We start from the raw sequence: 20,035 nt of genomic DNA, 5'->3' as shown, positions 1-20,035 counted from the left end.
CGGGTCACCGCCCCAGGCCGAACGGGTTGCCGGCGGCGTGCGGGCTGAGCTTGACGGTCGGCGGGGCGGCCTCGTCGTACCACTCGGCCTGGCGGATCGCCTTCATGGCCTCCTTGCGGCCGGCCGGGTCGAGCCGGTCGACGAAGAGCACCCCGTCGAGGTGATCGGTCTCGTGCTGCACGCAGCGGGCCATCAGGCCGGTGCCGACGATCTGCAGCGGGTCGCCGTAGCCGTTGAAGCCCTTGGCGATGACGTTCTGCCGGCGCTTCGTGTCGAAGTAGAGCCCCGGGATGGACAGGCAGCCCTCCGGGCCGTCCTGCTCCTCCTCGTCGGGGAACTCCAGCACCGGGTTGACCAGGTGGCCGAGGACGTCGTCCACGTCGAAGGTGAACACCCGCAGGCCCACCCCGAGCTGCGGCGCGGCCAGGCCGGCGCCGTTCTGCTCGCGCATCGTGTCGGTCAGGTCGGCGATCAGCTTGCGCAGCTCGGCGTCGAAGTCGACGACCGGGTCGGCCGGCGTGCGCAGCACCGGATCGCCGAACAGACGGATGGGCTGAACGGTCACGCGGAGTGGCTCCTTGTCTGGGACGAGTGGTGCCGTACCAGTCTACGGAGTCGATCCGGTCGCCCCGGCCGGCGTACCGCGATCGGTGACCGGGGCCGCCCCGTCACCCACGGTGACCGGCAGGGTGGCGTACCCGCGCAGGGTGAGCCGGCTCCGCCGCTCGGGCGTCCCGGCCAGGGCCAGCTCGGGCAGGCGGCGCAGCAGCAGCGGGAACGCCACCTGCCCCTCCAGCCGGGCCAGGCCGGCCCCGAGGCAGTAGTGCGGGCCGGCGCCGAAGGAGAGCGGGTGGATCTGCGGGCGCCAGGGGTCGAAGCGCTCGGGCGCCGGGTAGCGGCGGGGATCCCGGTTCGCCGCGCCGAGCATCACGATGATCCAGCTCTCGGCGGGCAGGTCGACGTCGCCGTGCCGGGACGGGGCGGTGCTCATCCGGGAGGTGAGCTGCACCGGTGAGTCGTACCGCAGCAGCTCGTCGACGTAGCCGGGCGCGAACTCGGGGTGCTCGCGCAGCGTCGCCGCCTCCCGGGGATGGTCGAGGAGCACCACCAGGCCGTTGCCGAGCAGGTTGGTGGTGGTCTCGAAGCCGGCCACCAGCAGCACGATCAGGTTGGCCAGCAGCTCGTCGCCGGAGAGGCGCTCGCCGTCGGTGTCGGCCCTCATTCGGTCCGGAGCGCCGCCTGGCGGCGCGGAGGCCGAATTATGGCCGTCGTGCGCCTGCACCAGCGCGGTGGTCAGGTCGTCGGCCGGGGCCCTGCGCCGGGCCGCGACCAGCTCCGTGAAGTAGTCGCGCAGCTCGGCCGCGCCCCGGTCGGCCACGGCCAGCTCCTCGGGGGTGATCTCGGGCTCCAGCACGCCGGTCAGGTCGGCGGCCCAGCGCCGGAACAGCGGCCGGTCGGCCGCCGGCACGCCGAGCAGCGCGCAGATCACCGCCACCGGCAGCGGGTACGCGAACTCGGCCATGAAATCGACCGGGGCGCCGTCGCGACCCCGGGCCAGCATCCCGTCGACCAGCGCGTCGGCCTGCGCCTCGACCACGTCCTGCAGGGCGGCGATCCGGCGCGGGGTGAAGGCGCCGGCCGCCAGCCGCCGCATCCGGCTGTGGTCGGGCGGGTTGGTGCGCAGCATCGACCGGGAGATCGACAGCACCGCCGGGCTCTCCCGCCAGCCGGGCATGAACTGGTCGCGCAGGTCGTCGTCCATCACCCCGAACCGGGCGTCGCGGAGAATCGCGTCGGCCTCGGCGTAGCCGGTCACCACGTAGAAGACCGGCCCGGACTGGACCACCGTGCCGTGCGCGCGCAACCGCTCGTACGTCGGGTACGGGTCGACCCGGCCCGACGGTGACATCAGCAGCGCGAGGGCGTCAGCAGGATCCACGATCGGCCTCCCCAGGCATTGGAGACCCTCATCATGCTCCGGTCCGCCCGATCGGGCGATCCCCGCGGCCCGCTCAGGCGCCGGCGCCCGGCTCCCCCGCCAGCACCGCGTCCCCGCCCAGCAGGGCGTGCTCAGGCAGCGGCAGCTGGAGGCCGTGCGCGGCCTCCCAGTCGTGGATCAGGCTGGGTCGGGCCTGGGCGGCGAAGAAGTCGACCGCGCTCAGCCCGCCGACCACCGGCTCGTCGACCTCGGCGACCAGCCGGGCGGGGACCAGCGGGAAGCCGCTCTGCAGGGCGGCGCTGAGCCGGCGGTGACCGTCGACCACGAAGAAGTACTCGCCGGTGTAGCCGATGGTCAGCGGCTCCAGGGCCTCGTCGCCGGACTCGGCCACCTCACCGACGAACTCCGAGTCCCACAGCCCACGCAGGGTGGCGATGTCCTCGGTCGGGTAGACCCGGGCCGGGTCGAGCAGCAGCAGCGACTGCCCGTCGCGCAGCACGTCCGCGCCGAGCCGGCCCTCGTAGACGTCGACGACGTGCTGGATCACCTGCTCCGGGGTGGCCCGGGTGGTGTCGCAGATCAGGTCGTAGTTGCGCAGCCGGGCCTTGTCGACGCCGTAGCGCACGATGAACCGGCCGCGCTCGCTCTCGCTGCGCTCCCGGAGCTTGGCCTTGGCCTCCTCCAGGGAGGTGTAGCTCTCCGCCGGGCCGGACGGGCGGGCCAGCACCCGCCGGGCCGCCTCGGTCGGCTCGGTGATCATGTGCACCTTGAGCGCGTCGGTGAAGAAGTGCCAGGCCAGCCGGGAGTCCATCACCAGGCTCTCGCCGGAAGCCGCGATGTCCCGCTGGAGCTGGTCGACGTAGCCGTCGACGGCCTGGTCCAGCTCGGCGTGCAGGTTGAGCTGGAGGGCGGTCATCTGCCGCTCCTGGGCCATCTGGCGGTAGAGGTCGCCGACGCTGACCCGGCGCAGCCCCAGACGCTTGGCGATCTCGACGGAAACGGTGCTCTTGCCACTGCCGAGGTCACCGTTGAAGACGATCGACTGACGAACGGTCACGACTGGTCCACCCCTGATCACCGGCTGATTGACATCATCGAATCCGCGTCGGCTCGACGCACTCCCGCTTCGCCGCGCCGCGCCCGGGAGCCGTCGTGCGCCTGGGCATGACGGGCGATGCTATCACGCGTTCTCCACCCATTTGCCGCACGAGGCGTGCGACAAACCCCAGCTCACGACCGTACGCGACGGCCCGGGTGCGCGACGTCAGGGGTGGTGGGCGGGCTCAGAACAGGCTGAGCGGGTCGATCTGGAGCCGGACCGGGTCGGCCGCCTTGCGTGCGCTGCGCTGCCCGGCGGCCGCGTGCAGCGCGTCGGCCAGGGCGGCGGCCCGGGCTCGGGGCACCCGGACCAGCATCCGCTCCCGCCCCTCGTCCGCCGGCACCGGGCCCAGCACCTCCGCGCCGTCGGGCAGCCGGGTGCCGGCCAGCAGGTCCGCCACCGCGTCGGCGACGCCGGTGACGCTGGCCATCCGCACCGCCGGCGGGAAGCCCAGCTCACGGCGCTCGGCCAGTTCCCGGCCGGCGAACCAGGCGGAGTCCCAGCGCAGCAGCGCCTGCACCGGTGCGAGGGCGCCGTCGGCGACCACCACCACCCGGCCGCCGGCCGGCCCGGGCCGGGCCAGCGCGGCGGCGGCCAGCCAGCGGCGCAACGCCTCCTCCCCCGCCCGCAGGTCGGCCCGGGTGAGCAGGGCCCACGGGTCGAGCAGCAGCACCGCCCCGTAGCCGCCGTCGGCGACCGGCTCCGCGCCCGGGGTGGCGATCACCAGGCCGGCGCCGGCCGGCACCGTGGCCAGCACCTCCTCCCGCCCGGAGGTGCGCACCGGCACCCCGGGGAAGGCCCGGCCCAGCTCCTCGGCGGTCCGCCGGGCGCCGGTGACCGAGGCGCGCAGCCGCCGCCCGCCGCACTCGGGGCAGGCGTACGCGGCGGCGACCCGGCCGCACCAGCGGCAGGCGGGCACCCCCTCGGCCGACGGCAGGCCCAGCGGACCGGCGCAGTGCGGGCAGCGGGCCGGGGTCCGGCAGTCGGCGCAGGCCACCGAGGGCAGGTAGCCGCGGCGGGGCACCTGCACCAGCACCGGCAGGTCGGCGCGGAGCGCGTCCCGGGCGGTGGTCCAGGCCAGGCTGGGCAGCCGGGCGGAGGCGGCCCCGGGGTCCCGGGCCAGGTGCGGATCGTCCCCGGTCGGCGCGATCGCCGGCATCCGGGCCCGCACGGTCGCGCGGTCGGCCACCACCTCGCGGGCCCAGCCGGTCTCCACCAGCAACTGGGCCTCGGCGGTGCGGGCGTAGCCGCCGACCAGGGCGGCGGCACCGCTGAGCTGGGCCCGGGTGAGCAGCACCTCGCGGGCGTGCGGGTAGGGCGCCCGGGGCTCGGCGTGCAGGTCGTCGCCGTCGTCCCATACGGCGACCAGGCCGAGCCGCTCGACCGGGGCGAACATGGCCGCCCGGGTGCCGATCACCACGGGCACGTCGCCGCGGCGGGCGGCGAGGAAGGCGCGGTAGCGGCGGGCGGGTCCGGCCGCCGCGGAGAGGCAGGCGTGCCGCCCGGGTCCGAGGACGGCGGTCAGGGCGGCGTCGAGGCGATCCAGGTCCCGGGCGTCGGCCACCACGACCACGGCGCCCCGGCCGCCGGCCACGGTGGCGGCGACGGCGTCGGCGTACCGGTCGGCCCAGTCCTCGCCGGGCAGCGCGGACCAGACGGCCCGGGGGGCCCGACCGGCGGTGAGGGCGCGCAGAAGGGCCGGCCCGGCGGGATAGTCCCGCCAGCCGCGTGGATCGACCGGGGTGGGCGCGTCCGGACCGGCCGAGCCGGCAGCGGGGCCGGCGTCTCCGGAGGTCGGGTCAGCGGTTCTGGGGGTCGGCTCAGCGGTTCTGGGGGCTGGGTCGGCGTCTCCGAGGGCCGGGTCGGTGTCTCCGGACGCGGTCGGCGGGGTGGAAGGGTCGGCGGTCGGCGGCGGGGTGGCCGGGTCGGCCGCGGTGACGTCCTTCTCGACCCGGGCGTGCCGGGGCGGGACGGCGAGCCGGAGCACGTCGGCGAGGCTGCCCGCGTAGCGGTCGGCGACCGCGCGGGCCAGTTCGGCCACCTCCGGCGCCAGCACCGGCACCGGGGAGACCACCTTCTCCAGGTACGCCAGCCGGGGGTGCGCGGACTCCGCGACGCGCTCCAGCAGCCAGCCGTCGACGAGCTGCCCGGCGAAGCGGACCTTCACCCGGACCCCGGGTCGGGCGTCGGCGTCCAGGGTGTCGGGGACGAGGTAGTCGAAGGGGCGGTCGAGGTGCGGCAGCGGCACGTCCACGCAGACGCGAGCGACCGGCGACCCCTCGGCGGGTCGCCGGTCGCCGCGCCTGGTGGCGGTCAGGCTCCCGCGGCCGACTTGAGGTCGGCGGCCCGGTCGGTGCTCTCCCAGGTCAGGTCCGGCAGCTCCCGACCGAAGTGGCCGTAGGCGGCGGTCTGCTGGTAGATCGGGCGGAGCAGGTTGAGGTCCCGGATGATCGCGGCCGGGCGGAGGTCGAAGACCTCGGCGACGGCCTTCTCGATCGAGGCGACCGGCACGGTCTCGGTGCCGAAGGTCTCGATGAAGAGGCTCACCGGGTGGGCCTTGCCGATCGCGTACGCGACCTGCGCCTCGCAGCGCTCGGCCAGGCCGGCGGCGACCACGTTCTTGGCCACCCAGCGCATCGCGTACGCGGCGGAGCGGTCCACCTTGGACGGGTCCTTGCCGGAGAACGCGCCGCCACCGTGGCGGGCGTAACCGCCGTAGGTGTCGACGATGATCTTCCGGCCGGTGAGGCCGGCGTCGCCCATCGGGCCGCCGATCTCGAAGCGCCCGGTCGGGTTGACCAGCAGCCGATAGCCCTCGGTGTCCAGGCCGAGGCCCTCCAGCTCGGGGGTGATGACGTGGTCGCGGACGTCCGGGGTGAGCAGCGACTCGAGCGAGATGTCCGCCGCGTGCTGGCTGGAGACCACCACGGTGTCGAGCCGGACCGGGCGCAGCCCGTCGTACTCGATGGTCACCTGGGTCTTGCCGTCCGGCCGCAGGTAGGGGACGGTGCCGTCCTTGCGCACCTGGGCGAGCCGGCGGGCCAGCCGGTGGGCCAGCGCGATGGGCAGCGGCATCAGCTCGGGCGTCTCGGAGCAGGCGAAGCCGAACATCATGCCCTGGTCGCCGGCGCCCTGCGCGTCCAGCGCGCTCTCCGACGAGCCGGTACGCAGCTCGAACGCGTTGTCCACGCCCTGCGCGATGTCGGCCGACTGGGCGCCGATGGAGACGCTCACGCCGCAGGAGGCGCCGTCGAAGCCCTTCTTCGACGAGTCGTAGCCGATCGACAGGATGGTGTCCCGCACGATGGTCGGGATGTCGGCGTACGCCTTCGTGGTCACCTCGCCGGCGACGTGCACCTGGCCGGTGGTGATCAGGGTCTCGACCGCGACCCGGCTGTGCGGGTCCTGGGCGAGCAGTGCGTCGAGAATGCCGTCACTGATCTGGTCGGCGATCTTGTCCGGGTGGCCTTCCGTGACCGATTCGGACGTGAAGAGACGTGTCACGGCACTCCTAAGCATGTGAAGACTTTTAAAGGTCGCTCGGCGGCAGTTTAGTCACCGTGCTCCCAGAGTGACCCGGGGAACCGAGGGTGACCAACCGTCAGGATTGCTCACTCAGCCGGGCGACCACGAGGTCCCAGACGGCGTCGGCCAGGTCCTCCTTGGGCTGCTCGGGCATCCGGTGCACCGACCCGTCCGCCCCGATCACCGTGGCGGCGTTGGTCTCGGCCCCGAAGACCTTGTCCACCCCCACCTCGTTGATCACGATGAGGTCGGCGCGCTTGCGGGCGAGCTTGGCCCGGCCGTTGGCCTCGGCGTCGCCGGTCTCCGCGGCGAAGACCACCAGCACCTGCTCCGGCCGCCGGCGTCGACCCAGCTCGGCCGCGATGTCCGGGTTGGTGACCAGCTGGATCGTGGGCGCGCTGCCGTCGTCCGACTTCTTGATCTTACCGGGCGCGTACGTCGCCGGGCGGAAATCGGCGGGCGCGGCGGCCATCACCACGGCGTCCGCGTCGGCGGCCGCCTCCAGGGTCGCCTTGCGCAGGTCCTCGGTGCTGCCCACCCGGACCAGGTCCGCGCCGGCCGGGTCGGCGAGCGCGACGTTGGCCGAGACCAGGGTGACCCGGGCGCCCCGGGCCACGGCGGCCCGGGCGAACGCGTAGCCCTGCTTGCCGGAGGAGCGGTTGCCGAGGAAGCGGACCGGGTCGAGCGGCTCCCGGGTGCCGCCCGCGGTGACCACCACGTGCCGGCCGGCCAGGTCGGCCGGGGCGGTGCCGCCGCGGGCCAGCGCCCGGCGGGCGACCGCAAAGATCTCGACCGGGTCGGGCAGCCGGCCCTTGCCGGTGTCCTTGCCGGTGAGCCGGCCGACCGCGGGCTCGATCACCACGACGCCACGGGACCGCAGGGTGGCCACGTTGGCGACGGTGGCCGGGTGCTCCCACATCTCGGTGTGCATGGCCGGCGCCAGCACCACGGGGCAGCGTGCCGTCAGCAGGGTGTTGGTGAGCAGGTCGTCGGCGAGGCCGTGGGCGGCCTTGGCGAGCAGGTCGGCGGTGGTGGGCGTCACCACGACCAGGTCCGCGTGCTGCCCGAGGCGCACGTGCGGCACCTCGTGCACGTCGGACCAGACGTCGTCGGCCACCGGCTGCCCGGAGAGTGCGGCCCAGGTCGGCGCCCCGATGAAACGGAGCGCCGACGCGGTCGGCACGACCCGGACCCGGTGACCCGACTCGGTGAAGAGCCGGAGCAGCTCACACGCCTTGTAGGCGGCGATGCCGCCACCGACCCCGAGGACGATCTCGGCGGCCATCGGCGCGGGCGGGGCTTACGGCTGGTCGGTCGGCTCGGCGGTGAGCAGACCCGCGTTGATCTCGCGCATGGCGATGGAGAGCGGCTTCTCCTGGGGGGTGGTCTCCACCAGCGGGCCGACGTACTCCAGCAGGCCCTCACCGAGCTGGCTGTAGTAGGCGTTGACCTGGCGCGCGCGCTTGGCGGCGAAGATGACCAGCGCGTACTTCGAGGTGGTCTTCTCGAGGAGCTCGTCGATCGGCGGGTTGGTGATGCCCTCGGGGTTGGCGATGGATCCCACGAAATAACCTCTGCGTCTTTGTGCACCGCCCGGAGGCGGTGGCCTCTCAACCGCTCGGGCGCGGTCGGGCCGGAGCCAGGAAGGAAGAACCGAGCAAGCCTACCAGCTCCCCGGCGGCACGCTCGGTCCGGTCATGCAGCACGGCGTGTGCGAAGGCGGCCGCGAGGGCCGGGTCCGGCCGGTACGCCGGCGGGGCGAGCAGCACCAGCCGCGCGTCCGGCGCGACGGCCCGGACGGCGAGCGCGCCCGGCAGGTCCAGCGGGAGCAGCACGGGCCGCCCCTCGGCGAGCCGGGACCGCACGCCCGCGCGCGGCACCCCGCGCCGGTAGGGCCCGATCCGGCTCCACTCCAGCAGCTCGTCGGCCGCGATCATCCGGTCGAAGCCGGCCGGGTCGAGGAAGAGCCGGTCGACGCCGTCCACCTCGCCGGGACACGCCGGCCGGGTGGTCGCGGCGACCGGCACCCACACGGACGGAAAGCGCGCCCGGACCAGCTCGACGACACTCCCCCGGCCGGCCCCCGAAGGTCCGGCCAGGACAGTGAGCCGAGCCGCCGGGCGCGCCTCGTCATCCGTGCTCACCGCTTGTTTCTACACGGTGGGCCGTTCAGTTGGCGGCGAACTCTCCAAGCAGCGCCTTGCGCTGCTGCTCGCCCAGGCCACGCAGCCGGCGGCTGTCAGCGATCTTGAGCTTCTCCATGATCTGGGTGGCTCGGATCTTGCCGATGCCCGGCATCGCCTGGAGCACGGCCGAAACCTTCAGCTTGCCCACGACGTCGTCGGACTCGGCCCGCTCGAGGACGGTGGCGAGGGTGGTCTTGCCCTGCTTGAGCTGCTCCTTCAGCTCAGCACGGGCCTTGCGGATCTCCGCGGCCTTCTCCAGCGCGGCAGCGCGCTGTTCGGGGGTCAGTGACGGGAGCGGCACCAGTTCTCCTCAGGTCCCTAGTACGACGGGCGGGGCGCACCGCCGCATCTGTGAAACGTGGTGTCGCTGGCAACCAAAGGGGTCCGTGGTTCCCAGCGCGGGGAAAACTAGCGGTCAACGGAGTTTTCGGCAACGTGGACGCGCGAAGATCAACGGAAAGTGATCGAGCCGTCAGTCAGTTACGAGGTGGTCAGGGCGGCCCGGCACTCGGCCAGCACACGGTCGGTGGCGGCCCGCAGGGCGGCCTGGTCCGGCCCCGCGCCCAGCACCTCGCGGGAGTACGACGGCAGCACCGAGGGCAGGCTGGAGCCGAAGACGGTACGCAGGTCGGCGGCCGTCGCGCCCTGCGCGCCCAGCCCGGGGGCGAGCAGCGGACCGTTCACCGCGGCGAGGTCGTGGCCCGTGTCACCGATCGTCGCGCCGACCACCAGCCCGAAGCTGCCGAGGGGCTCGGCACCCCGGTTGAGCTGCGAAATCTCGTCGATGACGGTCTGCGCCACGGTGCGCCCGTCGGCTCCGACGGCGCGCTGCACGGCGGCTCCCTCGGGGTTCGAGGTGAGCGCCAGGACGAAGACCCCGCCGCCGTGCGCGGCCGCCAGCTCGAACAGCGGCGCGAGCGAACCCACCCCGAGGTAGGGGCTCGCGGTGACCGCGTCGACATACAGCGGGCTGGATGGATCGAGGTACGCCGAGGCGTACGCGCTGACCGTCGAGCCGATGTCGCCGCGCTTGACGTCGAGGAGAACGAGCGAGCCCGAATTTCGCAACTGTCGGATAGTTGACTCAAGAATTCCGACACCACGGGACCCGAAGCGCTCGAAGAACGCCGACTGGGGCTTGACCACGGCCACCCGGTCGCCGACGGCCTCCACCACGATCCGGCAGAACCGGTCGAGGCCCTCCACGTCGTCGGGCAGTCCCCAGCGGGCGAGCAGCCCCGGGTGCGGGTCGATCCCCACGCAGAGCGGTCCCCGCTCGGCCACGGCCCGGTGCAGGCGGGCGCCGAAGGTCTCCATGCGACTCTCCCTCTCCCTCGCGGCCTCGCGCCGCGCTGTCCGGCGACGGGTACGCCGCCGCTCGTGCTCCTGTCCCGGCCGCCGCGCGGTGGCCGGACCGTCCTGCCGCCACCGGACGCCGGTCGCCGGTGGCGCTCCCGCCGGCTCAGCCCGCCTTGACCGCCGCCTCGATCCCGGCCGCGATCCGGGCCACGTCCGCCTCGTCGGTGACGTACGGGGGCATGGTGTAGACCAGGTCCCGGAACGGCCGCAGCCAGACGCCCTGCCCGACGGCGGCGGCGGTCGCCCGCGGGATGTCCACCTCGTGGTCGAGCTGCACCACGCCGATCGCGCCCAACACCCGCACGTCGGCCACCCCGGGGGTGCCGCGGAGCGGCTCCAGGCCGGCCCGCAGCCCGTCGGAGATCCTCGCCACCCGCCCCGCCCAGTCCGCGCCCCGCAGCAGGCCCAGGCAGGCGTTGGCGACCGCGCAGGCGAGCGGGTTGCCCATGAAGGTCGGGCCGTGCGCCAGCACCCCGTCGGCGGAGATGGCGCGGGCCACCTCGGGGGTGCAGAGCGCCGCGGCCAGTGTGAGGTAGCCGCCGGTGAGCGCCTTGCCGACGCAGAGCACGTCCGGGGCGACCCCGGCGTGCTCGGCGGCGAACATGGTGCCGGTCCGGCCGAAGCCGGTGGCGATCTCGTCGAAGACCAGCAGGATCCCGTGCGCCCGGGTCACCTCGCGCAGCACCCGCAGGTAGTGCGGGTGGTGGAAGCGCATCCCGCCGGCGCCCTGCACCACCGGCTCGACGATCACCGCGGCCAGCTCGCCGGCGTGCCGCTCCACCGCGTCCACCAGCACCGCCTCGTACGCCGGGTCGGGCGGCGTGTCGAAGCCGGCCGGCGGCACCGGTGCGAACACCTGCCGGGGCAGCACGTCCCCCCAGAGGTGGTGCATGCCGCCCTCCGGGTCGCAGACGCTCATCGGGTGGAACGTGTCGCCGTGGTAGCCGCCCCGCCAGGTGCCCAGCCGGCGGCGTTCCGGCCGCCCCAGGGCCCGCTGGTACTGCAGGCACATCTTCACCGCCACCTCGACGCTGACCGACCCGGAGTCGGCCAGGAAGACGTGCTCCAGGCCGTCCGGGGCCAGCTCCACCAGGGTCCGCGCGAGGCGCACCGCTGGCTCGTGGGTGAGGCCGCCGAACATCACGTGGCTCATCCGGCCGAGCTGGTCGGTGACCGCGGCGTCCAGCACCGGGTGCCGGTAGCCGTGGATCGCCGCCCACCAGGACGACATCCCGTCGACCAGTTCCCGCCCGTCGGCCAGCCGCAGCCGAACGCCCTCGGCACTGTCCACCACATACGGTGCACTGGCCGGCGGCAGGGCCGCGTAGGGGTGCCAGACGTGCCGCCGGTCAGCGGCAAGAATCTCCTCAGGCGTCACGGCTCTCCTCCCCCCTCCCATGCGATCTTGCAGTTCGGGCCCGCGATCTGCCCGAACTGAGCGATACGCCGGGGCAGCAACTGCAGGATCGCGCGGAGGGTCGGGTCAGTGGGGTGGTGGGACGGTGCGGGTGATGGCGCGGACCAGGGCCGGGCCTCGGTAGATGAAGCCCGTGTAGAGCTGGACCAGGCTTGCGCCGGCGTCGAACATCCGGGCCGCGTCGTCCGGGTCGAGGATGCCGCCGACGCCGATCACCGGCAGCCGGCCGCCGGTCTCCCGGTGCACGAAGGCGACCACCTCGCGGGCCCGCCGGCTCAGCGGGCGGCCGGAGAGGCCGCCGGTCTCCGCGCCCCGCGCCCGGTCGGCCGGGGCGAGCCCGTCGCGGGCCAGGGTGGTGTTGGTGGCGATCACCCCGGCCGCGCCGCGGGCGAGGCAGACCTCCAGCAGCTCGGCGACGGCCGGCTCGGTGAGGTCGGGGGCGATCTTCACGAGCACCGGCTTCTCTCCCACCAGTGCCGCGAGCAGCGCGTCCAGGTGGGCACGGTCCTGAAGGGACCGCAGCCCGGGGGTGTTCGGTGAGGACACGTTGACCGCGAAGTAGTCCCCGTGCCCCTTCAGCGCGCGGTAGGAGGCCAGGTAGTCCTCGACGGCCCCGTCCAGCGGGGTCACCTTGGACTTGCCGAGCGAGATGCCCAGCGGCACGCCGATCGGGCGCGGCAGCGCCGCCAGCCGGGCCGCGAGGGCCTTGGCGCCGGCGTTGTTGAAGCCCATCCGGTTGACCACGGCCTCGCTGTCGCGCAGCCGGAACAGCCGGGGCCGGGGGTTGCCCGGCTGGGCGTGCGCGGTGACCGTGCCGACCTCGACGAAGCCGAAGCCCAGCGCCGGCCAGGCCGGCAGGGCCACCCCGTTCTTGTCCATCCCGGCCGCCAGCCCCACCGGGTTCGGGAAGTCCACCCCGAACACGGTGCGCGGCGCGGCCCGGAAGTAACGCGCCCGCAGCGCGCCGAGCAGGGCTGCCCGCCGGGACACCCCGGCGAGCCGCTCCAGCGTCCACTCGTGCGCCGCCTCGGCGTCCCCGCCCCCGATCCGGAACAGCCGGGGCCGCACCACCTTCTCGAAGATCACCGCCCGTCCACCCCCGCTGTGCTGATCATGAGGTTGACGGCGGAGTCGATCTCCTCGACTGCCGCCAACCTCATGATCGACGCGGGTTCCGGGGCGGTCACTCGCCGGCCCGGAGGGCGGCGTGGAGCTCCTGGAGAGGGCGGACGCGCATGTCGCCCCGGATCCGTGCCTCGATGCCCATGACGGCCGCCGCGGCGCCCGGCACCGTGGTGACACAGGGGATGTCGGCCGTCACGGCGGCGCTGCGGATCTCGTAGCCGTCGGAGCGGGCGCTCGCGCCGGAGCCCTGCGGGGTGTTCACCACCAGGGCCACGTCGCCGCCGAGGATCAGCGAGACCGCGTCCTCGCCCTCGCCCGACTCGTAGTGCTTGCGGATCTGCTCGCAGGCGATGCCGTGCCGGCGCAGCACCTCCGCCGTGCCGGTGGTGGCGACGATCTCGAAGCCCAGGTCGGCCAGGCGCTTGATCGGGAAGATCATGCCGCGCTTGTCCCGGTTGGCCACCGAGACGAAGATCTTCCCGGCGGTCGGCAGCGACCCGTACGCGGCGGACTGCGACTTGGCGAAGGCGTGCCCGAAGTTGGTGTCGATGCCCATGACCTCGCCGGTGGACTTCATCTCCGGGCCGAGCAGCACGTCGATGCCCTTGCCGGACGGGGTGCGGAACCGCTTGAACGGCAGCACCGCCTCCTTGACCGCGATGGGCGCGTCGGCGGGCATCGTCCCGCCGTCCCCGGTGGGCGGCAGCATCCCCTCGGCGCGCAGCTCGGCGATGGTGGCGCCGAGCGCGATCCGCGCCGCCGCCTTGGCCAGCGGCACCGCGGTGGCCTTGGAGACGAACGGGACCGTCCGGGATGCGCGCGGGTTGGCCTCCAGCACGTACAGCATGTCGCCCTGGAGCGCGTACTGGACGTTGAGCAGGCCCTTCACCCCGACCCCGCGGGCGATCTCCTCGGTGTAGCGGCGCACCTGGGCCAGGTGCGAGCCGGCCAGGGTGATCGGCGGCAGCGCGCAGGAGGAGTCGCCGGAGTGGATGCCGGCCTCCTCGATGTGCTCCATCACGCCGCCCAGGTAGACCGCGCCGTCGGCGTCGACCAGGGCGTCCACGTCGATCTCGATGGCGTCGTCGAGGAAGCGGTCCACCAGTACCGGGTGGTCCGGTGAGATGTCGGTGGCCCGGCCGATGTAGTCGCGCAGGGTGGGGTCGTCGTAGACGATCTCCATGCCCCGCCCGCCGAGCACGTACGACGGGCGTACCAGCACCGGGTACCCGATCTCGTCGGCGATCGCCTTGGCCTCGTCGTAGGAGGTGGCCATGCCGTGCGCGGGGGCACGCAGCCCGGCCCGGGCCAGCACCGCGCCGAACGCGCCGCGCTCCTCGGCCAGGTGGATCGACTCCGGGGAGGTGCCGACGATCGGCACGCCGGCGTTCTTGAGCCGCTGGGCCAGGCCGAGCGGGGTCTGCCCGCCGAGCTGGACGACCACCCCGACCACGCCGGGGCCGCCGGCCGCCTTGCCGGAGGTGTCCTCGGCGTGCCAGACCTCCAGCACGTCCTCGAAGGTGAGCGGCTCGAAGTAGAGCCGGTCCGCGGTGTCGTAGTCGGTGGAGACGGTCTCCGGGTTGCAGTTGACCATGACCGTCTCGTAGCCGACCTCCCGGAGCGCCATGACGGCGTGCACGCAGGAGTAGTCGAACTCGATTCCCTGCCCGATCCGGTTCGGCCCGGAACCCAGGATCAGCACCTTGGGCCGGTCCGAGGGCCCGACCTCGGTCTCCTGGTCGTAGGTCGAGTAGTGGTACGGCGTGGTCGCCGCGAACTCGGCCGCGCAGGTGTCCACCGTCTTGTAGACCGGGCGGACGCCGAGCCGGTGGCGCAGGGTGCGGACGCCGTCCTCGGCGGCCAGCTCGGGGCGGAGCGCGGCGAGCTGCCGGTCGGAGAGGCCGGCCCGCTTGGCCCGGCGCAGCAGGTCGGCGTCGAGCACCGGGGCGTCGACGATCTCGGCGCGCAGCTCCACCAGCGCGGCGATCTGGTCGAGGAACCACGGGTCCATCCCGCCGGACGCCTCGGCCACCTCGGCGATCGAGGCGCCCAGCCGCAGCGCCCGCTCGACGGTGTAGATCCGGCCGTCGTGCGGCATCCGCAGCGCGGCGAGGGTGTTCTCCTTCGTCGCGCCCGCCGGGTCGGGCCGGGTCCAGAACCCGCTGGCCCGGGTCTCCATGGAGCGCATCGCCTTGTTCAGCGCCTCGGTGAAGTTGCGCCCGAGGCTCATCGCCTCGCCGACCGACTTCATGGTGGTGGTCAGCTCCGGGTCCGCGCCGGGGAACTTCTCGAACGCGAACCGCGGGATCTTCACCACCACGTAGTCCAGGGTCGGCTCGAACGCCGCCGGGGTCTTCAGGGTGATGTCGTTGGGGATCTCGTCGAGGGTGTAGCCGATGGCCAGCTTCGCGGCGATCTTGGCGATCGGGAAGCCGGTGGCCTTCGACGCCAGCGCCGAGGAGCGGGACACCCGCGGGTTCATCTCGATCACGACGATCCGGCCGTCGGCCGGGTTCACCGCGAACTGGATGTTGCAGCCGCCGGTGTCGACCCCGACCTCCCGGAGCACCGCGATGCCCAGGTCGCGCAGGCGCTGGTACTCGCGGTCGGTCAGCGTCATGGCCGGCGCGACGGTGACGCTGTCGCCGGTGTGCACGCCCATCGGGTCGACGTTCTCGATCGAACAGACCACCACCACGTTGTCGTGGCGGTCGCGCATGAGTTCGAGCTCGTACTCCTTCCAGCCGAGCACGCTCTCCTCGATGAGCACCTCGTGCACGGGGCTGGCGGCCAGGCCGGAGCCGGCGATCCGGGTCAGGTCCTCGTCGGTGTGCGCCATGCCGGAGCCGAGGCCGCCCATGGTGAACGACGGCCGGATCACCACCGGCAGGCCCAGCTCGCCGACGGTCTCGCGGACCTCGTCCATCGAGTGGCAGACCCGCGAGCGGGGCACCAGCGACGACGGGTCGTCCAGGCCGAGGCGTACGCCCGCCTTGGCGACGATGTCCTTGAACAGCTGCCGGTCCTCGCCCCGGTTGATGGCGTCGATGTTGGCGCCGATCAGCTCGACGCCGTACTTCTCCAGGACGCCCGCCTCGTGCAGGGCGACCGCGGTGTTCAGCGCCGTCTGCCCGCCCAGGGTGGGCAGCAGCGCGTCGGGGCGCTCCTTGGCGATGACCAGCTCGACGAACTCCGGGGTGATCGGCTCGACGTAGGTGGCGTCGGCGAACTCCGGGTCGGTCATGATCGTCGCCGGGTTGGAGTTGACCAGGCTGACCCGGATCCCCTCGCTGCGCAGCACCCGGCAGGCCTGGGTGCCGGAGTAGTCGAACTCGCAGGCCTGGCCGATGACGATCGGCCCGGAGCCGATCACGAGAACGTGCTTGAGGTCGTTCCGCTTAGGCATTCTTACCGCCTTCGATCAGCTCGGCGAAACGGTCGAAGAGGTAGTCCGCGTCGTGCGGGCCGGCCGCCGCCTCCGGGTGGTACTGGACGGTGAAGGCGGGCACGTCCTTGGCCCGCAGCCCCTCGACCACGTTGTCATTGAGGCAGACATGGGACACCTGGACGCCGCCGAACTCGGTCTCGATCACCTGGTCGGGCACGACCACGCCGGACTCCGCACCCGGCACCTGCACGGCGAAGCCGTGGTTGTGGCTGGTCACCTCGACCTTGCCGGTGGCCCGGTCGAGCACCGGCTGGTTGATGCCGCGGTGGCCGTACCCGAGCTTGTAGGTGCCGAAGCCGAGCGCCCGGCCGAGGATCTGGCTGCCGAAGCAGATGCCGAACAGCGGGATCCGCCGGCCCAGCACCTCCCGGGCCAGGGCGACCGGCGCGTCGGCGGTGGCCGGGTCGCCCGGTCCGGGCGAGAAGAAGACGGCGTCCGCGCCGGTGGCCAGCAGGTCCTCGATGGAGGAGCCGGCGGGCAGCACGTGGGTGGTCACGCCGCGGGCGGCGAGCCGGCGCGGCACGTTGCGCTTGATGCCAAGGTCCAGCGCCGCCACGGTGAACCGGTGCTCGCCCTGTGCCTGCACCACGTACGGCTCGGGGGTGGTCACCTCGGCGGAGAGGTCCGCGCCGACCATCTGCGGCGCGCGGCGGACCCGGTCGAGCAGCGCCGCCGGGTCGTCGTCGACGCTGGAGATGCCGACCCGCATGGCGCCGCGCTCGCGCAGGTGCCGGGTGAGCGCCCGGGTGTCCACGCCGCTGATGCCGACCACGCCCTCGGCGGCGAGCCGGTCCTCCAGACCGCCGGTGGCCCGCCAGTTGGAGCCGATCCGGGCCGGGTCGCGCACCACGTAGCCGGCCACCCAGATCCGGCCGGACTCGTCGTCCTCGCCGTTGACACCGGTGTTGCCGATGTGCGGCGCGGTCTGCACCACCACCTGCCGGTGGTAGGAGGGGTCGGTGAGGGTCTCCTGGTAGCCGGTCATGCCGGTGTTGAAGACCGCCTCACCGAAGGTCTCCCCGACGCTGCCGTACGCCTCGCCGTGGAACGTGCGCCCGTCCTCCAGGACGAGGATCGCGCTTCTGCGCTTCGCCATTTACTTGACAGCCTTTCCGTCCAGGACCGTCGGCTCGCCGCGCAGGAAGGTCGCCACGATGCGACCCGGCAGCGTCATGCGGGCGTACGGGGTGTTACGACTGCGACTGGCCAGCTCCGCCGGCTCGACGACGCGGCGGGCGGCCGGGTCGACCAGGGTCAGGTTGGCCGGCACGCCGGGGGCCGGGTCGAGGCCGTGGCCGTCCAGCCCGGCGATCCGGGCCGGGGCGCGGGACATCCGCTCGGCGATCAGGTCCCACTGCGGCCCGAGCACGTCCAGCGCGATGGAGAGCGCCGTCTCCAGGCCGAGCATGCCCGGCCGGGCGTACGCCCACTCGCACTCCTTGTCCTCCACGGCGTGCGGCGCGTGGTCGGTGGCGACGATGTCGATCACGCCCTCGGCCAGGGCCGCCCGCAGCGCGGCGACGTCGGACGCGGTGCGCAGCGGCGGGTTGACCTTGTAGACCGGGTCGTAGCTGGCCGCCTTCTCGTCGGTGAGCAGCAGGTGGTGCGGGGTCACCTCGGCAGTGACCTTCACCCCGCGCGCCTTGGCGTGCCGCAGCACCTCGACGCTGCCGGCGGTGGAGACGTGGCAAATGTGCAGCCGGCTGCCGACGTGCTCGGCCAGCAGCACGTCCCGGGCGATGATCGCCTCCTCGGCGACCGCGGGCCAGCCGGTCAGCCCGAGCCGGGTGGAGACCTCGCCCTCGTGCATCTGCGCGCCCTCGGTGAGCCGGGGCTCCTCGGCGTGCTGGGCGACCACCCCGTCGAACGCCTTGACGTACTCCAGGGCCCGGCGCATCAGCTTCGGGTCGGCGACGCAGTGCCCGTCGTCGGAGAAGATCCGTACCCGGGCCGCCGAGTCGGCCATCGCGCCCAGTTCGGCCAGGCGCTCGCCGGCCAGGCCGACGGTGACCGCGCCGATGGGCTGCACGTCGACCAGGCCGGCCTCCCGGCCGAGCCGCCAGACCTGCTCGACCACGCCCGCCGTGTCGGCCACCGGCGAGGTGTTCGCCATGGCGCAGACCGCGGTGTAGCCGCCGAGCGCCGCCGCCCGGGAGCCGGACTCGACGGTCTCGGCGTCCTCCCGGCCCGGCTCGCGCAGGTGGGTGTGCAGGTCGACCAGGCCGGGCAGGGCCACCAGGCCGGTGGCGTCGAGCACCGTGGCGTCCGGCGCGGTCAGCCCGGCGCCCGTCGCGGCCACGACGCCGTCGCGAATCAGCAGGTCGGTCGGCGCGGCGCCGACCACACTCACGTTCCTGATCAGGTACGCGGTCACCGGTTGTTCCCTCCGAGCAGCAGGTAGAGGACGGCCATCCGCACGGAGACCCCGTTGGCGACCTGTTCGACGATGGTGGAGCGGGGCGAGTCGGCCACCTCGGGCGTGATCTCCATCCCCCGGTTCATCGGGCCTGGGTGCATGACGATCGCGTGCTCGGGCAGCCGGCGCATCCGCGGCCCGTCCAGCCCGTAGCGGCGGGCGTACTCGCGGGCCGAGGGGAAGTAGGAGTCGTTCATCCGCTCCCGCTGCACCCGCAGCATCATCACCACATCCACACCGGGAAGAACGGTGTCGAGGTCGTAGGAGACGTCGGTGCCGGGGGCGAGGGCGGGCGAGATGTCGACCGGGATGAGGGTCGGCGGGCCGACAAGGGTGACCTTCGCGCCGAGGGTGGAGAGCAGCAGCACGTTGGAGCGGGCCACCCGGGAGTGCAGCACGTCGCCGACGATCGCCACGTGCAGGCCGTCCAGGCGGCCCAGCCGGGAGCGCATCGTGTAGGCGTCGAGCAGCGCCTGGGTGGGGTGCTCGTGGGTGCCGTCGCCGGCGTTGACCACCGAGCCGTCCACCCAGTTGGCCAGCCGGTGCGGGGCCCCGGAGGCGGGGTGCCGGACGACCACCGCGTCGGCCCCCATGGCCTGGAGGGTGAGCGCGGTGTCCTTCAGGCTCTCCCCCTTGGCCACGCTGGAGCCCTTGGCGGAGAAGTTGATCACGTCGGCGCTGAGCCGCTTGGCGGCCGCCTCGAACGAGATCCGGGTGCGGGTGGAGTCCTCGTAGAAGAGGTTGACCACGGTGCGGCCGCGCAGCGCGGGCAGCTTCTTGACCTCGCGGCCGGCCACCGTGGCCATCTCGGCCGCGGTGTCGAGGATCTGGGTGGCGGTCGCGGCGTCCAGGTCGGCGCCGGAGAGCAGGTGGCGGATCACGCGGCACCCCCGTAAAGACGAACCTCGTCGGCACCGTCGGTCTCGGCCAGGGTGACCTTGACCTTCTCGGCGAGCGCGGTGGGGATGTTCTTGCCGACGTAGTCGGCGCGGATCGGCAACTGGCGGTGCCCCCGGTCGACCAGCACGGCGAGCTGCACCGAGGCAGGGCGGCCGACGTCGCTGAGCGCGTCCAGCGCGGCCCGCACGGTGCGACCGGAGAAGAGCACGTCGTCGACGAGGATCACCCGCCGTCCGTCGATCCCACCCGGGGGCAGGTCGGTGGGGCCGACCGCGCGGGTGGCGTGCCGGCGCAGGTCGTCGCGGTAGAGCGTGATGTCGAGCACGCCGATCGGGACGGTCACGTCCTCGAAGGTGCTGATCCGGGCGGCGAGCCGCCGCGCGAGCGGGACGCCGCGGGTGGGGATGCCGAGCAGCACGGTGTCGGCGGCACCCTGGGTCTTCTCCAGGATCTGGTGGGCGATGCGGTCGACCACCCGCGACACGTCGGCGGCGGCGAGGATCACCTTCACCGAGGGTTGTCGCGGCGGCGACGAGTGGGCAGCCGGTGGGTAGGCCACGGCGGACCTCCTTCCCCGCCTCACGGGACGGGTCGTTAAAGGACGTCTGGTTGACCGGGCGG

Annotated in this window: 17 protein-coding genes; all 17 read right to left on the bottom strand. The window is 73.6% G+C overall.

Annotated features, from left to right (window positions below):
• Positions 1 to 4: 4 nt before the first annotated feature.
• Positions 5 to 565, bottom strand: coding sequence for a peptide deformylase (gene def / locus AB0F68_RS25185; protein WP_189198354.1), 561 nt, complete (start codon positions 563 to 565; stop codon positions 5 to 7).
• Positions 566 to 607: 42 nt separating this feature from the next.
• A complete protein-coding gene (locus AB0F68_RS25180; RefSeq protein WP_357342486.1) occupies positions 608 to 1,939 on the bottom strand; it encodes a cytochrome P450 in 1,332 nt (443 codons plus the stop codon).
• Between the two features lie 73 nt (positions 1,940 to 2,012).
• On the bottom strand, positions 2,013 to 2,996 hold the full coding sequence (locus AB0F68_RS25175) for an AAA family ATPase (RefSeq protein WP_357342483.1): 984 nt from the start codon (positions 2,994 to 2,996) through the stop codon (positions 2,013 to 2,015).
• A 226-nt stretch (positions 2,997 to 3,222) separates the two neighbouring features.
• Positions 3,223 to 5,292: a primosomal protein N' gene (locus AB0F68_RS25170; protein WP_357342480.1), complete on the bottom strand. Its 2,070-nt coding sequence runs from the start codon at positions 5,290 to 5,292 to the stop codon at positions 3,223 to 3,225.
• A gap of 59 nt (positions 5,293 to 5,351) precedes the next feature.
• A complete protein-coding gene (gene metK / locus AB0F68_RS25165) occupies positions 5,352 to 6,557 on the bottom strand; it encodes a methionine adenosyltransferase (protein ID WP_357342477.1) in 1,206 nt (401 codons plus the stop codon).
• A gap of 82 nt (positions 6,558 to 6,639) precedes the next feature.
• On the bottom strand, positions 6,640 to 7,848 hold the full coding sequence (coaBC, locus tag AB0F68_RS25160) for a bifunctional phosphopantothenoylcysteine decarboxylase/phosphopantothenate--cysteine ligase CoaBC (protein ID WP_357342475.1): 1,209 nt from the start codon (positions 7,846 to 7,848) through the stop codon (positions 6,640 to 6,642).
• Between the two features lie 15 nt (positions 7,849 to 7,863).
• Positions 7,864 to 8,127 (bottom strand): DNA-directed RNA polymerase subunit omega, encoded by a 264-nt coding sequence (gene rpoZ / locus AB0F68_RS25155; protein ID WP_007075826.1) that lies wholly within the window; start codon positions 8,125 to 8,127, stop codon positions 7,864 to 7,866.
• Positions 8,128 to 8,173: 46 nt separating this feature from the next.
• Complete coding sequence (locus AB0F68_RS25150) at positions 8,174 to 8,707, bottom strand: guanylate kinase (protein WP_357342473.1); 534 nt, start codon at positions 8,705 to 8,707, stop codon at positions 8,174 to 8,176.
• A 25-nt stretch (positions 8,708 to 8,732) separates the two neighbouring features.
• On the bottom strand, positions 8,733 to 9,050 hold the full coding sequence (gene mihF / locus AB0F68_RS25145; protein ID WP_013285515.1) for an integration host factor, actinobacterial type: 318 nt from the start codon (positions 9,048 to 9,050) through the stop codon (positions 8,733 to 8,735).
• Positions 9,051 to 9,229: 179 nt separating this feature from the next.
• The gene (pyrF, locus tag AB0F68_RS25140) at positions 9,230 to 10,066 is read right to left on the bottom strand and encodes an orotidine-5'-phosphate decarboxylase (protein ID WP_357342467.1); all 837 of its coding nucleotides are present in this window, start codon (positions 10,064 to 10,066) and stop codon (positions 9,230 to 9,232) included.
• 145 nt (positions 10,067 to 10,211) lie between these two features.
• The gene (locus AB0F68_RS25135; protein ID WP_357342465.1) at positions 10,212 to 11,486 is read right to left on the bottom strand and encodes an adenosylmethionine--8-amino-7-oxononanoate transaminase; all 1,275 of its coding nucleotides are present in this window, start codon (positions 11,484 to 11,486) and stop codon (positions 10,212 to 10,214) included.
• Between the two features lie 105 nt (positions 11,487 to 11,591).
• Complete coding sequence (locus AB0F68_RS25130; RefSeq protein WP_357342463.1) at positions 11,592 to 12,611, bottom strand: quinone-dependent dihydroorotate dehydrogenase; 1,020 nt, start codon at positions 12,609 to 12,611, stop codon at positions 11,592 to 11,594.
• Between the two features lie 97 nt (positions 12,612 to 12,708).
• Positions 12,709 to 16,056 (bottom strand): carbamoyl-phosphate synthase large subunit, encoded by a 3,348-nt coding sequence (gene carB / locus AB0F68_RS25125; protein WP_357342461.1) that lies wholly within the window; start codon positions 16,054 to 16,056, stop codon positions 12,709 to 12,711.
• Complete coding sequence (gene carA / locus AB0F68_RS25120) at positions 16,049 to 17,194, bottom strand: glutamine-hydrolyzing carbamoyl-phosphate synthase small subunit (RefSeq protein WP_357342459.1); 1,146 nt, start codon at positions 17,192 to 17,194, stop codon at positions 16,049 to 16,051. The genes carB and carA overlap by 8 nt, the downstream gene beginning before the upstream one ends.
• On the bottom strand, positions 17,195 to 18,472 hold the full coding sequence (locus AB0F68_RS25115; protein WP_357342455.1) for a dihydroorotase: 1,278 nt from the start codon (positions 18,470 to 18,472) through the stop codon (positions 17,195 to 17,197). It abuts the gene before it with no gap.
• Positions 18,469 to 19,395 carry an aspartate carbamoyltransferase catalytic subunit gene (locus AB0F68_RS25110; RefSeq protein WP_189198367.1) on the bottom strand — a complete coding sequence of 309 codons (927 nt, stop codon included), beginning with the start codon at positions 19,393 to 19,395 and terminating at the stop codon, positions 18,469 to 18,471. Before AB0F68_RS25110 ends, AB0F68_RS25115 begins: the two co-directional genes overlap by 4 nt.
• The gene (gene pyrR, locus AB0F68_RS25105; protein WP_357342452.1) at positions 19,392 to 19,973 is read right to left on the bottom strand and encodes a bifunctional pyr operon transcriptional regulator/uracil phosphoribosyltransferase PyrR; all 582 of its coding nucleotides are present in this window, start codon (positions 19,971 to 19,973) and stop codon (positions 19,392 to 19,394) included. The genes AB0F68_RS25110 and pyrR overlap by 4 nt, the downstream gene beginning before the upstream one ends.
• Positions 19,974 to 20,035: the final 62 nt, after the last annotated feature.

It is taken from the genome of Micromonospora sp. NPDC023966, assembly GCF_040639095.1.
Lineage (GTDB): Bacteria > Actinomycetota > Actinomycetes > Mycobacteriales > Micromonosporaceae > Micromonospora.
This window is presented reverse-complemented; position numbering and strand designations above follow the sequence as displayed.